Below are 15010 nucleotides of genomic sequence, written 5' to 3'. Positions count from 1 at the left end.
CCGGGGGGGCGCAAGGCCTCGGGCGTCGCGGGCGGGACCCCGCCCGTAGAATCCCGTCCCATGTTTCTGCACCGCTGGCCGCGTCGCCTCACCGCGTGGATCGCCCTCCTGGCGGTCTGCTTCGGTGCCTTCGCGCCCGTGCTGTCGCAGGCCGCGCTGCAGGCCCGCGGGCCCGACGCGGGCCACTGGGTGCAGATCTGCAGCGCCAGCGGCATCACCTGGGTGCGCGCCGACGCCAGCGACAGCGCCGACGGCCACGCGCCCGAGGCCGCGCTGACCTGTCCTTGGGGCGCCATCAGCGCCGGTGGCGCGGGCCTGCCGCCCGCGCCCGCGCTGGCCTTGCCCGAGGCGGCGCCTCAGCCCGTGCCGCTGGCGCAGGCGCAGCGCGGGCAGGACGCGCCGGCCACGGCCCACGCGCCGGCGCGCGCGCCGCCCCGGGGCATCTGAATCCCTTCCCGCACGGCGCGCCGCTCTGGCCCGCGCCGTGTCCTCCCCATTGCCGATTCGGATTCCCCATGAAACACCTGTTCATCGCCTCTTCCTTTGCCATTGCCGCCACCGCCTGGGCCCAGACGCCCGTGCAGGTGCAGGACGCCTGGGCGCGCGCCACCGTCGGCGCGCAGTCGTCCACCGGCGCCTTCATGAAACTCACCGCGCCGCAGGCCACGCGCCTGGTGGAGGTGCGCTCGCCGGCGGCCGGCGTCGTCGAGGTGCACGAGATGAAGCTCGAGGGCGACGTGATGCGCATGCGTGCCATCGCCGCGCTGCCGCTGCCCGCGGGCCAGACCGTGGAGCTCAAGCCCGGCGGCTACCACGTGATGATGATGGACCTCAAGGCGCCCGTGAAAGCGGGCGACGCGGTGCCCCTGACGCTGGTGTTCGAAGGCGCCGACGGCCAGCGCCAGACCCAGGACGTGAAGGCCACGGCCCGCGCCATGGCGCCCATGCCGGCCGCGCCCGCTGGCGCTGCCCACGGCAGCGGCCACGGCAAGCACTGAGCGCCAGCCGCCGAGGCCTTCCCATGTCCTTCCCGCCCGATACCGCGGGCGCGCCCGTGCGCGCCCGCGCCGACCTGCGCGCCATCGCCTGGCGCTGGCACGCCATCGCCGGCCTGCTGGTGATGCCTTTTCTGCTCACGCTCGCCATCACCGGCGCCGTGATGGTCTTCTACACCGGCTTCCAGACCCGCCTGGGCGCTGACCCGCGCGTGGTGCCGCTGCCCACGGCCCAGCCGGTGAGCGCGCAGGCGCTCGCCGCCCTGGTGGAGGTGCCCGAGGGGCGCTTGCGCGGCTACATCGCGCCGCGCTCGCCCGAACGCGCCGCCTGGTTCGTCATCGAGCGCGACGGGCAGACCCTCGCCGCCGCGGTCGACCCCTACCGCGCCACCGTGCTGCACTGGGTGGACAAGGGCGACACGCCCTTCGCCTGGGCCCAGCGCATCCACGGCACCCTGCTCATGGGCGATCGGGGCGATCGCCTGATCGAGATCGCGGCCTGGGCCATGCTGGTCATGCTGTTCACGGGCGTGGTGCTGTGGTGGCCGCGCGGCGGGCTTGGCTGGCGCTCGCGCCTGTGGCCCGACGCCCGCCTGCGCGGCCTGGGCTGGTGGCGCTCGCTGCACGGCAGCCTGGGCCTGGGCACCGGCGCCGTGCTGCTGGCCTTCCTGCTCACGGGCCTCACCTGGACCGGCGTGACCGGCGAGCGCTGGCTGCAGGCCTGGGGCAGCTTTCCCGCCGAGCAGTGGGACGCCGTGCCGCTCTCGGGTGAAGCGCACGCGGTGCTGAACACGGCGGGTCTGCAGGAGGTGCCCTGGGGCCTGGCCCAGACGCCGCTGCCGGCCTCGGGTTCCGGTGCCGGCAGCGAAGGCCTGGCCGCCCGCGCGCCGGTGGACCTCGACAGCGTCGCCGCCTTTGCGAAGCAGCTGGGCTTTCAGGGCCAGCACCAGATCGCGCCACCGCGCGATCCGCGCGGCGTTTACACCGTCTCGGCCAGCACCATGAGCGGCGACCTCGGCCAGCCCACGGCCGACCGCACCGTGCACCTGGACCGCTACAGCGGGCGCGTGCTGGCGGACATCCGTTTCGCCGACTACGGCGTCATGGCCAAGACCATGGCCGTGGCCATCGCCCTGCACCAGGGCGACATGGGCTTGTGGAACGCGCTGCTCAACCTGGCCGCCTGCGCGGCCGTGGTGCTGCTGTGCGCGGCCGGTGCGGCGATGTGGTGGCTGCGGCGCCCGGGCCGCGCGCGGCCCGGCTGATCAGCCGGTCGCCAGCGGCGCGCCGGGCGAGCGGTGCACGCCCGGCGCGGGCGGCGAGGAGGCCGGGCCGTTGCGCTCGAAGGTGACCACGTGGTCCACCTCGGCGCGGATGCCGATCCACTCGCCCACCGCGTGGTTGTGGTGCGAGGGCACGTGGGTCATGAGCGTCTCACCGCTGGCCAGGCGCAGGGTGTAGAGGAACTCGGAGCCCCGGAAGGCCTTGCGCACGATCTGCGCCTTCACCGGCGCGGCGTCGTCGTGCACGATGTCGTCGGCGCGCAGCAGCACGTCGCACAGCCCGGACTCATAGGCATTGGGCAGCGGACATTCCTCCATGTCCTGCAGGGCCCCCAGGGGGGTCTGCACGGCCACCTGGCCGCCGTTCTGCAGGATCTGCGCGGGCGCGAACACGCCGTGGCCGATGAACTCGGCCACGAAGCGCGTGGCCGGGCGGTGGTAGAGCGCGTAGGCCTCGTCCCACTGGTGCAGCCGGCCTTCGTGCATCACGCCGATGCGGTCGCCGATGGCGAAGGCCTCCAGCTGGTCGTGCGTGACGAACAGCGCCGTGGCGTTGGCGGCCTTCAGGATGCCGCGCACTTCGTGCGCGAGCCGCTCGCGCAGGTCCACGTCGAGGTTGGAGAAGGGCTCGTCGAGCAGCAGCAGGCGCGGGTTGGGCGCCAGCGCGCGCGCCAGCGCCACGCGCTGCTGCTGGCCGCCCGACAACTCGTGCGGGTGGCGCGCGCGCAGGCCCTCCAGGCCCACCAGGCGCAGCACCTCGCCCACGCGCGCCTCGCGCTGGGCGCGGGGCATCTGGTGGATGCCGAAGGCCACGTTGGCCGCCACGTCCAGGTGCGGGAACAGCGCGTAGTCCTGGAACACCATGCCGATGCGCCGGCGCTCGGGCGGCAGGTGGTGGCCGGGACTGCTCACGGTCTCGCCGTCGAGCACGATCTCGCCGCCCTGCGCGCGTTCCAGGCCGGCCACCGCGCGCAGCAGCGTGGTCTTGCCGCAGCCCGAGGGGCCGATCAGCACGCCGATCTCGCCCGCCGCCAGGCCGAAGCTCACGCCATCGACAGCCGGGTGCGGCGCGCCAGCGTAGCGCACCTGGAGTTGCGAGACCTTCAGGAACATGGGGCCCATTGTAGATGTCTACAATTCTCATTTGCGTTGGTGCGGTCGATCCTTTGGGCCGCGGCGCCCCAAAAGAACCTTCCATGCCGCGCTGGCCCGCTCAGGTGCTCTTGTTGCTGCTGGCCGCCGCGCTGGTGCTGCCGGTGTTCGCGCTCGCCGCCTCCTGGTTCGGCTTCGACGCCGCCGCCCGGGACGTGCTCTCGCAGATGGCGCAGACAGTGCTGCCCGAGTACACGCTCACCTCGCTGCTGCTGTGCGTGAGCGTGGCGCTGGGGGTGGCGCTGGTGGGCGTGCTCACGGCCAGCGCGGTCACCCTGTTCGACTTTCCCGGCCGGCGCAGCTTCGAATGGGCGTTGCTGCTGCCGCTGGCCATGCCGGCCTATGTGGTGGCCTATGCCTACACCGACTTCCTTCAGTTCAGCGGCCCGCTGCAGACCGGGATGCGCTCGACTTTCGGCCTCAGCGGCCGCCTGCTGCCCGAGGTGCGCAGCACGGGCGGCGCGGTCTGGGTCTTCACCTTCACGCTCTATCCCTACGTCTACCTGCTGGCGCGCACCGCGTTGGCTGAGCGCGCCGCGCAGCTGATGGAGGCCGCGCGCCTGCTGGGCGCGCCGCTGGGCCGGCGCATCCGCACCGTGGCGCTGCCGCTGGCGCGCCCGGCCGTGGCGGCCGGCGTGGCGCTGGCGCTGATGGAAACCCTGGCCGACTTCGGCGTGGCCAGCTACTTCGGCATCCAGACCTTCACCGCCGGTGTCTACAAGGCCTGGCTGGTGATGGACAACCGCCTGGCGGCCGCGCAGCTGGCCACGCTGCTGCTGCTCACCGTGGCCGCGCTGCTGTGGGTGGAGCAGCGCGCGCAACGGCGCATGCGCTTCGCCACGCTGCGCGGCCAGCGCGCCGGCAGCGCCGAGGCCCAGCCCGTGCGCCTGCGCGGCGGGCGGGCCGCGCTGGCGGTGGGGGTGTGCGCGCTGCCGGTGCTGGCCGGGTTCGTGCTGCCGGTGCTGTTCATGCTGCACCCGCTCATCGGCGGCTGGGACGTGCTGCCCTGGGGCCAGTTCCAGCAGTGGGCGCGCAACAGCGTGTGGCTGGCCGGCCTGTCGGCCGCGCTGGCGGTGCTGATCGCGCTGGCGCTGGGCTTCTCGGTGCGCGCGCGGCCCTCGGAGCTCACGCGCGGCGTCTCGCAGCTGGTGAGCCTGGGCTACGCCATCCCGGGCGCGGTCATCGTGGTGGGCCTGCTGCTGCCCGTGGGCTGGGTGCAGGAGCGTTGGCCCGAGGCCGGCGTGGGCTACTGGGTCACGGCCACGGCGCTGGGCATCGTCTGGGCCTACCTGGTGCGCTTCACGGCGGTGGCCCTGCAGTCGGTGCAGGCCGGCTACGCCCGCATCCCCTCCAGCCTGGACGACTCCGCCCGCATGCTGGGCACCACCGGCGCGGCGCTGGCCATGCGCGTGCACTGGCCGCTGCTGCGGCGCGCCACGGCGGCGGCCGCGCTGCTGGTGTTCGTGGACGTGATGAAGGAACTGCCCGCCACCCTGGTGCTGCGGCCCTTCAACAGCGACACCCTGGCCGTGGTGACCTACAACCTGGCGCGCGACGAGCGCCTGGGCGAGGCCGCGCTGCCCGCGCTGGCCCTGGTGCTGGTGGGCCTGATCCCGGTGATCCTGCTCAGCCGCACGCTGCGCGGCAAGTGAAGCAACCCGCCGCGCGCCGGCGTAAGCACTTGTATGCCGCCTTGTGCGCCGGTGCGCGTGCTGCTTCAATGCCGCGCATGGAACCGCTACCCCCCCACCCCATGCCCGACCGCCGCCAGCTCCTGGCGCTGGGCGCCGCCACTGGCGCCGCCGCGCTCATGGCCGGCTGCTCGGTGCTGCCCTCGCTGCCCGTGCCGGGCCGGCAGGCGCCGGCCGCCGACCCGGCCTACCGCCGCACCGCCGCCAACCACCTCTACCGCCGTTACCCGCAGCGCATCTACCCGGGCAAGCTGCCGCCCATGCTGTACGCCATCGGTGTGCTGGAAGTGGTGGTCGAAGGCAACGGGCGCGTCGGCTCCTTCAAGTGGCTGCGCTCGCCCACGCACGCGCCCGAGGTGGTGGCGCAGATCGAGCGCCTGGTGCGCGACGCCGCGCCCTTTCCCTCGCCGGGCAGCCGCACCAGCTACATCGACACCTGGCTCTGGGACCGCAGCGGGCGCTTCCAGCTCGACACGCTGAGCGAAGGCCAGCTGCAGGGCTGAACCGGCCCCCTCGCCGCAGGCCCTACCATCGCCCCCCATGGCGATGAACTGGGCCTGGATCGGTCTTTTCACGGTGGCCTTCGCCACCGCCCTGGTGCGTTGGGCCCTGGGCGAGGACGGCATCCTGCCGGCGCTGCTCGGCGCGCTGTTCGACGGCGCGCGCTCGGGCTTCGAGATCTCGCTCGGTCTGGCCGGCGTGATGGCGCTGTGGCTGGGCCTGATGCGTGTGGGTGAGCGCGCGGGAATGATCGAGCTGCTGGCGCGCCTGGCCGGGCCGCTGCTGCGCCGCCTGTTCCCCGAGGTGCCGCAGGGCCACCCGGCGCAGGGCGCCATGACCATGAACATCTCGGCCAACTTGCTGGGCCTGGACAACGCCGCCACGCCGCTGGGCCTGAAGGCCATGCGCGAGCTGCAGTCGCTCAACACCGCGCCCGCCGGCACCGCCAGCCACGCGCAGATCATGTTCGTGGTGATGAACACGGCCGGGCTCACGCTCATCCCGACCTCGGTGATCGCCATCCGCCAGAGCGTGGCGCTCAAGCAGGGCCTGGGCGCCGACTTCAACGCGGCCGACATCTTCCTGCCCACGCTGCTGGCCACCTTCATCGCCCTGCTGGCTGGCGTGCTGGCGGTGGCCGTGTGCCAGCGCCTGCCGCTGTGGCGCGCGCGTTTCCTGCTGCCCATGCTGGCGGTGGGCGGCCTGCTGGCGGCCGCCGTGGCGGGCATGGCCCGCCTGCCGGCCGATCAGGCCGCGCGCATCGCGGGGACCACGGGCGCGGCCGTGATCCTGGGGGTGGTGATGCTGTTCCTGCTGGCGGGCGCGTGGCGGCGCGTGAACGTCTACGAGGCCTTCATCGACGGCGCCAAGGACGGTTTCGGCGTGGCCATCCAGATCGTGCCCTACCTGATCGCCATCCTGGTCGCCGTGGGCCTGTTCCGCGCGGCGGGTTGCATGGACTTCCTGCTCGCGGGCATCGGCGCCGGGGTGTCGGCCTTGGGCCTGGACACCGACTTCCTGCCCGCGCTGCCTGTGGGCCTGATGAAGGTCTTCTCGGGCGCGGGCGCGCGCGGGCTGATGATCGACGTGATGCAGGTGCACGGCGTGGACTCCTTCGCCGGGCGCCTGGCGGCCATCGTGCAGGGGTCCACCGAGACCACGTTCTACGTGCTCGCGGTGTACTTCGGCAGCGTGGGCGTGCAGCGCACGCGCTACGCGCTGGCGTGCGCGCTGTTCGCCGACGCGGTGGGGCTGGTGGCGGCCATCGCCATCGGTTACGCGATGCTGCGCTGAGCCGGCCCCGGCCGCTTCAGGGCTGCTTGAAGTTCTTCGGCCCGCCGTTGACGCCCCAGGGCGTGCCGAAGCGGTCGGTGACCATGCCGAAGGTCTGCGCCCAGAAGGTCTCGCTCAGGGGCATGGTGACGTTGCCGCCCTCGCTGAGCGCCTGGAACACGCGCTGCGCCTCGGCGGGGGTGTCGAAGCTGATGGCCATCATGGCGCCCGCGATGCCCTTGAACTCCATGCCGGGCGGCGTGTCGCCGGCCATGATCGTGAAGCCGGGGTGCACCAGATGGGCGTGCATCACCAGCTTCTCGGCGCCCGGCGCGCAAGGGCCCATCTCGGGCGGCATGTCACCGTAGGTGAGCAGCGTTTCCAGCTTCGCGCCGAACAGCTTGGCGTAGAAGTTCATGGCTTCGGTGCAGTTGCCGTTGTAGGACAGGTAGGGGCTGAGCGAGGTCATGCGGGGTCTCCGGTTGGGGGGTGATGAAGGCTGGGGGGATGGCCCCGGCAGGCTTCATGCCCACGACGGATGGGGGCGCGGCGTTTCGACACCGGCGCGGGGCGGGCCGATGAACGGTGCGGGAGCGGGGGGAGGGGGAGGCGGGGAAGCCGGCAAGCCGGCAAGCCGGGAAGAGGGGTGGTGCCTCCGGCAGGAATCGAACCTGCATCTAGCGCTTAGGAGGCGCTCGTTCTATCCATTGAACTACGGCGGCGCGGGGAGCGGCGATTGTATCGGCGGGGTCCGCGCCGCCTGGTCGTGCGCAAGGCCTAGTCGTAGCGCAGCGTGAAGATCAGGTCGATGGCGTTCTCGCTGCCCGCGCGGGCGCGCACGGTCACGCGGCGCGACACGTCGTAGAACATGGACACGGTGCTCAGCGTGCCCGCCAGGCTGCGCTCGTAGCTCAGGTACAGGTTGTCGGCGATCTGTTTGCCCAGGGTGACGGCGGCCGAGGTGGAGCCGCTGTCGCCGGTGGCGCTGGCGCTGCTGCCGGTGAAGCTCAGCGTGTCCAGGCCCAGGGCCTGGGCCAGGCCGCCGTCGAGCGGGCCGCCGTCGCTGCCGGCCAGCAGGGCCAGCGCGGCCTGCTGCAGCACGGCGGCTTCGGCGCCGGCGCCGCTGGCCGGGCGGCCCAGCACGAGATAGGCCAGCTTCTCGCTGTCGGGCATCTCGGGGTCGGAGAACAGGCGCACGCGCGGCGCCTGCGCCGTGCCGGTGATCTGCACGCCCACGCGCTGCGCGGTGTTGGGGCGCACGGCGGTGATGTCGAGCAGGGGGTTGTCGTAGGCGCCGGCGAAGCCCAGCACGCCGGACTCGATGGCGAGCTGCTGGCCGTAGGCGCGGTAGGTGCCGCGCGCGGTGCGCACCTCGCCCACGATGCGCGGCGCCGGGTCGGGCGGGTTGGTGCGGATCTCCAGCTGGCCGGCCAGGCGCGTCTGCAGGCCCTGGCCGCGCAGCTCGAAGGACGGGCCCAGGTCGACGGTGATGCGCACGTCGGGGACCACGGGCACGCCGCCGCGCCGGTCGATGGGGTACTCGGTGCCGCGCACCACCACATCGTCGCCCAGGCTGGGCGCGGCCTCGTCGGGCAGCACGATGAGGGCCTGGTCGGCGCGCAGCTGGCCGCGCAGCCGCAGGGCCGCGCCTTCCAGTCGCGCGCTGACTTGGCCGCTGACGGTGACGTTGCGGTCCGGGCGCGAGGAGGCGCGCAGCTGCTCGGCGCTCACGTCCAGCGCGATCAGGGGCTCGCGCACGGTGGCGCCGTCGCGCTGCACGCGGCGCCATTCGGCGCTGCCGGTGGCCTGCAGCACGCCGCCGCGCTCGGCGCCGCCGCGGCCTTCGAGGCGGAAGCGCTCGATGACGAGGCGCTCGCCCGCGAGCGTGGCGCGCAACTCGCCGCCCCGGAACACGATGCCGTCGACCAGCGAGCGCAGGGCCAGGTCCTTGGCTTCCAGCAGGCCGGTCAGCTGCGGCGCGGCGCGGGTGCCGGCGATGTTGAACTCGGCGCCGAGGCTGCCGCGCACGCGCCAGCCCGGCGGCGCCAGCACGCTCCACACGCCCACCTCGGGCAGGCTGGCGCGCACGCGGCCCGACAGCGGCGCGCTGTCGGGCCAGTGCCAGGCGCCGTGTGTGGCGTCGGGGGGGGCCAACTCGCTGCCCAGGTCGGCCTCGGCCTGCCCGAAGCGCTCGCTGTCCCAGCGCAGGCGCGCGCTGACGCGCCGGCCCTCGGTGCGCAGTTCGAGCTCGGCGGTCTTCACGCCGGCCTGGATGCGGTGCGCGCTGGCGCGCGGATCGTCGAAGGCGCCCAGGGTCTGCACGGCGAGGTCGCCGCCACGGCGCTGCAGCAGGGCGCTCAGGCGCGGCGGCTCGCTGGCCTGGGCCGGCAGGTTCAGGTCCCAGCGGCCGTCGAAGACCAGGTCGCCGCCCAGGCCGGCGCGCGCCAGGGCGCCTTCGGGGTCTTCCTCGCTGAGGGTGAGCGCGTCGGCCCAAGCCAGCGGCAGGCCTTCGATGCGTCCGCGCGTCTGCAGGGCGCCGCCGCGCCAGACGAGTTGCTCCCAGGCCAGGGTGAGGGGGGCGGGCGCGGCGCCGCCGGCGCGCCTCGGCTGGGCGTGCAGGCGGGCACCGTCGAGTTCGGCGTCGATGGCCCCTGCGCGCGGCTGCCAGCGCGCGCGCAGGGGCGAGTCGCTGGTCAGCGTCCACGACACGGCGCCGCCGTTCCCGCCGGCCGTCGCCTGGCCGGCGCCCTGGCCGTTGCCGGTTGGCGTGGCCGACAGCCTGAGCCGGCTCAAGGCCAGCTGGCCGCGCCGCGCGTCCAGCGGCAGGCCGATGAAGCCCAGCTCGCCGGCGGTGTCCAGCTCGGCGCGCCAGCCCGAGGCCTCGGCGCGCGTGCGCAGCGCCACGGCCAGGGCCTCGGGCGGGCCCTGCACGGTGAGGCGCGTGGCGCCCAGTTCCAGGGCCAGGGGGGCATCGCCGCCACGGGCCAGGCGCAGGCGCTCGGTGCCCAGGCTCAGGTCCAGGCGCGGCGCGGCGGCGCGGCCCGGCCCGGGGAAGCCGAAGGCGCCCAGGCCGCCCTGCCAGCGCAGGCGGGCTTGCGCCTGGCCCTCGGCTTGCCCGTCGGCCAACGCCGCCAGGACCGGTTTCAGGTGGTCGCCGAGCAGCGGTGCCTCGCCCAGGGCGCGCACCCAGGCCAGCAGGCGCGCGCCGTCGGCCAGGTCCAGGTTCAGCTCGCCCTGGCCTTGCGCGTGCGCGAGCAGGCCGCTCCAGCGCGCGCGCAGGCCCGGCAGCGTGGCGTCGAGCGAGCCCTCCGCCAAGGGGCGCGCGGTGTCGATGCGGCCTTGGGCGTTCAGCACGCCGTCGAGCGCGTCGAGGCGCGCCTGGCGCAGGGTGAGCTGGCCCTGGCCGGGCGTGTCGCCGGGCTGCCAGCGGCCTTGCAGCAGCAGTTCGCGCAGGCGCCAGGCCTCGGCCGCGCTGCGGCGGGGCTGGCGGCCGGCGGGCGCCACGCGGGCGTCGATGTCGATGGCGGGGTGGGCGGCGTTCGGGTCGACGGCGCGGGCGTCGACGCGGGCGTCCAGGGCGGCCGGCGCCAGCGCGCTCCAGGCCAGGGCGGGGTTCAGGCCACTGGCGCGCAGCTGGCCGCGCCAGTCGCCCAGGGCGGAGGCGGCGCCCTCGGCGGGGGCGTCGCGCCGGCCCTCGGCCCGCACGCGGCCGCCGGTCAGGGCGGCGTCCAGGCGCTCCAGGGTCCAGCGCGCGCCGCTTTGCACCACCTCGGCGTCGATGGACTCCAGCGGCAGCCGGCGCCGGTCCAGCGGGCCGGCCGATTCGTTGGCCAGCGCCAGTCGCGCGCGCCAGTCGGCGCCGTCGGGTCGGGCCTGGGCGGTGCCGGTGAGCGCGGTGGTGGGGGCCTGGGGCCACAGCAGCGCCAGGTTCAGGCGGAACAGGCGCAGGTCGGCTTCGGCCAGGGGCTGAGGGGCCCAGGGGCGCAGGCGCGCGGTGCCGGCCAGGGTGGGGGTGGCCTCGGCGCGGCCCACGGGTTCGATCTGCGCGACCAGGTCGAGCGCGGCGCCGGCGCCGGCCAGCGCGCCCTGGGCGGTGGCGCGCGCGCGCAGGTCGAGGCGCCCGCCTTCGGGCACCTCGGCGCTGAGTTCGCCTTCGGCCTGCAGGCGCAGCGGCATGGGCGCCTGCGCGCCCAGCGTGGCCTGGGCGCTGTAGCGGCCCTCGGCCCATTGCAGCGAGCGCAACAGCAGGGTGTGCGCCTGTTCGGTGCCCAGGCCGGGCTCGGCGCGGCCGTAGCGGTAGCGCGCGTCGAGCGCGCGCAGCGCCAGCGGCGCCTGTCCGGGCAGCAGCAGTTCGTCCACCGACAGGTTGGCCTCGATGTCGATCGGCAGCACCAGGGACTGCAGGGGCTCGGTGGGCGCGGGCGGCGCGGGTGGGCGCTGGTCGCTCACGCGCACGCGCACGGCATGCAACTCGCTCACCAGCAGGTCGCGGCGCAGCAGGCCGAGCCAGAACAGCCCGCCCAGGCGCAGGCGCAGACCCTCCACCTGCACCGACAGCCCGTCCCGCGACCAACCGAGCGCCTGCACTTGGCCACCGCCGATGAGGCTGCCGCTCACGCCCTCGGCCTGGATGCGGCCGGCCTCGGGCGCCTTCTCCGCCTGCCAGGCCAGGCCCCAGCGCAGCGCCTGCGCCAGCGAGCCTTCGCTGGCGGCCCAGGCCCCCAGCAGCAGCGCGCCGGCCAGCCCGGCGCCGGCGAGCGCGCCGAACAGCCACACCAGGGCGCGGCCGAACCAGCCGGCGGCGCCGGGCCAGCGCGGGGCCGCCGGCGGCGCGACCGGTGGGGGAAGGGGGCGCTGGGGCTCGGCCATCGCCACCTCAGAAGACGAAGCCCACGCTCAGGTGCAGGCGCAGCTTGCGCGGCTGCACGCCATAGGCGATGTCCACCTGCAGCGGGCCCACCGGGCTGTTGTAGCGCAGGCCGGTGCCCACGCCCCACAGGAAATCGAGTTCGCTCACGCGGTTGGCGACGGCGCCGCCGTCGACGAACAGCACGTGCTCGAAGGGGGAGCGCGACACGCCGTCGCCCCAGATGGGGCGCTGCCATTCCAGGCTCACCACGGCCTTGTAGCGGCCGGCGAGCACGCTGCCGTCGGGTTGCACCACGCCGATGTCGCGCAGGCCATAGCCGCGCACCGAGGCGTCGCCGCCGGCGTAGAAGAGCTGGGTGTCGGGCACGGGCGTGGACCGCTCGGCGATCACGGCGCCGCCTTCCAGGCGCAGCGCCAGCCGGCCCAGGCGCGTGGGCGGGCGCGCGGTGGCGCGTTCGCCGGGCACGGTGGAGGGCAGCTCGGCTTCGCGGTCGAGCGGGAAGTAACCCAGCCAGCGCGCCTGCGTGCGGCCGAAGGGCTTGCGCGTGATGCCCAGGGTGCTGCCCACGCCCAGCTCCACCGCCAGCGCATGGCCGCGGTTGGGCGAGATCGGGTCGTCGAAGCGCTCGCGCGACCAGGCGTAGTTGGCCGTGATGGACGACTCGATGCGGCCCTTGATGCCGCTCAGGCGCTCGCTGTCGGTGAGGGTGCGCGCGCGGTCGTATTGCAGGTACACGCTGCGGTCGTACTCGACGCCGTCCTGCGCCCGGCCGAAGCGCGCGCGCTGGCTGGTGGTCTCGACCTGGTTGGTGTCCTGCTTGGCGGCCTGCAGCAGCGAGACCCAGCGCCAGCCCTCCTTGTCCAGCGGCGAGGACCACTCGGTCTTGGCCAGGCTGTCCTGGCGCTCGAAGCGTAGCGTGGACAAGGCCCGCCAGCCGATGCCGGGCAGGCGGTTGTGGATGTGCTCCAGCGACAGGCGCGCGCCGTTGTCGGTGCTGGCGCCAATGCCCAGCACCAGCTTCTGCCGCATCGCCTCGCGCAACTGCACCTTCACCGGCAGCGCGCCGCCGCCGGCGCCGGGCTCCACGTAGACGAAGGCGGCATCGTAGTAGCCGCTGTCGAGCAGGCGCTGCTGGGCCTGCTGCAGCAGGGCGAGGTCGTAGTCGCTGCCCGGCGTGAGTCCGGTGAGGCGCACGATGCGCTCGCTCATCTCGCGGTCGTAGCGCTGCGCGCCGTCGATCTCGATGGCGCCGAAGCGCCGGTGCGCGCCGGAGTCGAGCTCCACGTACAGGCGCGCGCTGGCGCTGGCGCCGTCCACGTCGGCCAGGCTGCTGCTGATGCGCCCGCCGGGGTAGCGCTGGGCGGTCAGGCGGCGCAGCGCGGCGGTCTTGGTGCGGTCCCACTGGTCTTGCGTGAAGCGCTGACCGGCGAGCAGGGCGGCCTCGCGCTGGATCTCCTCGCGCTGCGCCTGGGCGTCGGCGTCGCTGGCGATGTCGCCCAGAAAGCTGATCTGCACGCTTTGCACCGTGGTGGGCGGGCCGGGGTCCACCCGCACCGGGATGCGGCCCAGCGGCGCGGGGCCTTGGCCGGCGGCGGCGAGGGCGGCCTCGGTGGGCGGCAGCGGTTCGCCGATCTCGATGCGCGGCGCGAAGTAGCCGCGCGTGGCGATCAGCTCGCGCGCGTTGGCGGGCAGCTCGCTCAGCAGGCGCTCCAGCTCGGTGGCGTCCAGGCTGCGCTGCTCGCGAAAGCGCTGGATGTCCAGGTGGCGCAGCAGGAAGGCGTGCAGTTCCTCGGGGGCGTCGAGCTCGATCTCGAAGCGTGGCGTGACGGGGGGGCGGGCGGCCCGCGCGGCGCGGCGGGTGTCGGCGCCGGAAGGACGGGCGTCGTCCTCGTCCGCGGCGGGTGCTGGGGTGTCGGGCGATGCGGGGGCCGCGGCCGGCCCTGCCGTGGCGGGGTCGACCTGCGCCCAGGCCGGCGTGGCGCCGCAGGCGAGTGCCAGCACAAGCCGCCACGCGGCCCGGCGGTGGCGGGCCGGAGACAGGAAACGCATGCGCCGATTATTTCGACAGCATGCGCATCGTGTCTTCCAGGCCCTTCAGGGTGAGCGGAAACATGCGTTGGCCCATGAGCTGCTGGATGATGCTGATGCTCTGTCGATACTGCCAGACGCCATGGGGTTCCGGGTTGATCCACGCGAACTTGGGAAACGCGTGCGTGAGGCGCTGCAGCCACTCGGCGCCGGCTTCCTCGTTGTTGTATTCCACGCTGCCGCCGGGCTGCAGGATCTCGTAGGGGCTCATGGTCGCATCGCCCACGAAGATCAGCTTGTAGTCCTTGTTGTACTTGCGGATGATGTCCCAGGTCGGGAACTTCTCGGCGTAGCGGCGGCGGTTGTTCTTCCACATGAAGTCGTAGACGCAGTTGTGGAAGTAATAAAACTCCAGGTGCTTGAACTCGCTCTTGACGGCCGAGAACAGCTCCTCGACGCGCTGGATGTGCTCATCCATGGTGCCGCCCACGTCCATCAGCAGCAGCACCTTCACGTTGTTGTGCCGCTCCGGGATCATCTTGATGTCCAGGTAGCCGGCGTTGGCCGCGGTGCTGCGGATGGTGTCGGACAGATCGAGTTCGAGGTCGTTGCCCTCGCGCGCGAACTTGCGCAGGCGGCGCAGCGCCACCTTGATGTTGCGCGTGCCCAGTTCCTGCGTGTCGTCGTAGTCGCGGTAGCTGCGCTGCTCCCACACTTTCACGGCGCTCTTGCCGCCGCCCTTGCCGCCGATGCGGATGCCCTGCGGGTTGACGCCGCCGTTGCCGAAAGGCGAGGTGCCACCGGTGCCGATCCAGCGGTTGCCGCCTTCGTGGCGCTCTTTCTGTTCTTCCAGGCGCTTGCGCAGCGTCTCCATGAGCTCGTCCCAGTCCATCTTGGGCGCGTTGGCCTTCTGCTCCTCGGACAGGATGCGCTCCATCTCCTGGCGCAGCCAGTCGGCGGGGATGGGCTTGGTGAAGTCCGCGATCATCTCCACGCCCTTGAAGTAGGCGGCGAAGGCGCGGTCGAACTTGTCGAAGTGCTTCTCGTCCTTCACCAGCGCGGTGCGCGAGAGGAAGTAGAAGTCGTCCATGCTGCAGGCCTCGGGGTTGGCCGGTCCGACCACGTCGGCCTTGAGCGCCTCCAGCAGCGTGAGGTACTCCTTCACCGACACCGGCAGCTTGGCCGCGCGCAGGGTGTAGAAGAAGTCGATCAGCATGG

11 protein-coding genes and 1 tRNA gene are annotated in these 15010 nt (G+C 73.8%); 6 read left to right on the top strand and 6 right to left on the bottom strand.

The window, feature by feature from the left end; translation table 11 throughout:
* Positions 1-60 precede the first annotated feature (60 nt).
* The 3 genes from JNX00_RS16830 (at position 61) to JNX00_RS16820 (ending at position 2260) form a co-directional block, all read left to right on the top strand.
* Positions 61-447, top strand: coding sequence for a DUF2946 family protein (locus JNX00_RS16830; RefSeq protein ID WP_070397345.1), 387 nt, complete (start codon positions 61-63; stop codon positions 445-447).
* A 68-nt stretch (positions 448-515) separates the two neighbouring features.
* Complete coding sequence (locus tag JNX00_RS16825; protein WP_070397346.1) at positions 516-998, top strand: copper chaperone PCu(A)C; 483 nt, start codon at positions 516-518, stop codon at positions 996-998.
* 23 nt (positions 999-1021) lie between these two features.
* A complete protein-coding gene (locus JNX00_RS16820; RefSeq protein WP_204742950.1) occupies positions 1022-2260 on the top strand; it encodes a PepSY domain-containing protein in 1239 nt (412 codons plus the stop codon).
* Here the strand turns inward: JNX00_RS16820 and JNX00_RS16815 are convergent, their stop codons facing one another.
* Positions 2261-3391 (bottom strand): ABC transporter ATP-binding protein, encoded by a 1131-nt coding sequence (locus JNX00_RS16815; protein WP_239478168.1) that lies wholly within the window; start codon positions 3389-3391, stop codon positions 2261-2263.
* A gap of 83 nt (positions 3392-3474) precedes the next feature.
* Between JNX00_RS16815 and JNX00_RS16810 the strand changes: the two genes are divergently transcribed.
* The 3 genes from JNX00_RS16810 (at position 3475) to JNX00_RS16800 (ending at position 6915) form a co-directional block, all read left to right on the top strand.
* Positions 3475-5082, top strand: a complete 1608-nt coding sequence (locus tag JNX00_RS16810) for an iron ABC transporter permease (RefSeq protein WP_204742948.1) — start codon at positions 3475-3477, stop codon at positions 5080-5082.
* Between the two features lie 158 nt (positions 5083-5240).
* Positions 5241-5624 (top strand): hypothetical protein, encoded by a 384-nt coding sequence (locus JNX00_RS16805; RefSeq protein ID WP_239478346.1) that lies wholly within the window; start codon positions 5241-5243, stop codon positions 5622-5624.
* 37 nt (positions 5625-5661) lie between these two features.
* Positions 5662-6915: a nucleoside recognition domain-containing protein gene (locus JNX00_RS16800; RefSeq protein ID WP_204742947.1), complete on the top strand. Its 1254-nt coding sequence runs from the start codon at positions 5662-5664 to the stop codon at positions 6913-6915.
* A 16-nt stretch (positions 6916-6931) separates the two neighbouring features.
* On the opposite strand, the gene JNX00_RS16795 is transcribed toward JNX00_RS16800, so the two are convergent.
* The 5 genes from JNX00_RS16795 to JNX00_RS16775 form a co-directional block, all read right to left on the bottom strand.
* On the bottom strand, positions 6932-7363 hold the full coding sequence (locus tag JNX00_RS16795) for a VOC family protein (RefSeq protein WP_070397351.1): 432 nt from the start codon (positions 7361-7363) through the stop codon (positions 6932-6934).
* 178 nt (positions 7364-7541) lie between these two features.
* Positions 7542-7616: transfer RNA gene (locus JNX00_RS16790), tRNA-Arg, on the bottom strand.
* A 55-nt stretch (positions 7617-7671) separates the two neighbouring features.
* Complete coding sequence (locus JNX00_RS16785) at positions 7672-11763, bottom strand: translocation/assembly module TamB domain-containing protein (protein WP_204742946.1); 4092 nt, start codon at positions 11761-11763, stop codon at positions 7672-7674.
* Between the two features lie 7 nt (positions 11764-11770).
* On the bottom strand, positions 11771-13813 hold the full coding sequence (locus JNX00_RS16780; protein ID WP_204742945.1) for a BamA/TamA family outer membrane protein: 2043 nt from the start codon (positions 13811-13813) through the stop codon (positions 11771-11773).
* A gap of 7 nt (positions 13814-13820) precedes the next feature.
* A complete protein-coding gene (locus tag JNX00_RS16775) occupies positions 13821-15008 on the bottom strand; it encodes a VWA domain-containing protein (RefSeq protein ID WP_204742944.1) in 1188 nt (395 codons plus the stop codon).
* Positions 15009-15010 lie beyond the last annotated feature (2 nt).

It is taken from the genome of Hydrogenophaga sp. YM1, assembly GCF_016903055.1.
Lineage (GTDB): Bacteria > Pseudomonadota > Gammaproteobacteria > Burkholderiales > Burkholderiaceae_C > Hydrogenophaga > Hydrogenophaga borbori.
This window is presented reverse-complemented; position numbering and strand designations above follow the sequence as displayed.

What these genes read in the sequence shown, in the direction of transcription:
- JNX00_RS16830 (WP_070397345.1), top strand. Translation starts at nt 61, where the DNA reads ATGTTTCTGCACCGCTGGCCGCGTCGCCTCACCGCGTGGATCGCCCTC.
- JNX00_RS16825 (WP_070397346.1), top strand. Translation starts at nt 516, where the DNA reads ATGAAACACCTGTTCATCGCCTCTTCCTTTGCCATTGCCGCCACCGCC.
- JNX00_RS16820 (WP_204742950.1), top strand. Translation starts at nt 1,022, where the DNA reads ATGTCCTTCCCGCCCGATACCGCGGGCGCGCCCGTGCGCGCCCGCGCC.
- JNX00_RS16815 (WP_239478168.1), bottom strand. Translation starts at nt 3,391, where the DNA reads ATGTTCCTGAAGGTCTCGCAACTCCAGGTGCGCTACGCTGGCGCGCCG.
- JNX00_RS16810 (WP_204742948.1), top strand. Translation starts at nt 3,475, where the DNA reads ATGCCGCGCTGGCCCGCTCAGGTGCTCTTGTTGCTGCTGGCCGCCGCG.
- JNX00_RS16805 (WP_239478346.1), top strand. Translation starts at nt 5,241, where the DNA reads ATGGCCGGCTGCTCGGTGCTGCCCTCGCTGCCCGTGCCGGGCCGGCAG.
- JNX00_RS16800 (WP_204742947.1), top strand. Translation starts at nt 5,662, where the DNA reads ATGGCGATGAACTGGGCCTGGATCGGTCTTTTCACGGTGGCCTTCGCC.
- JNX00_RS16795 (WP_070397351.1), bottom strand. Translation starts at nt 7,363, where the DNA reads ATGACCTCGCTCAGCCCCTACCTGTCCTACAACGGCAACTGCACCGAA.
- JNX00_RS16785 (WP_204742946.1), bottom strand. Translation starts at nt 11,763, where the DNA reads ATGGCCGAGCCCCAGCGCCCCCTTCCCCCACCGGTCGCGCCGCCGGCG.
- JNX00_RS16780 (WP_204742945.1), bottom strand. Translation starts at nt 13,813, where the DNA reads ATGCGTTTCCTGTCTCCGGCCCGCCACCGCCGGGCCGCGTGGCGGCTT.
- JNX00_RS16775 (WP_204742944.1), bottom strand. Translation starts at nt 15,008, where the DNA reads ATGCTGATCGACTTCTTCTACACCCTGCGCGCGGCCAAGCTGCCGGTG.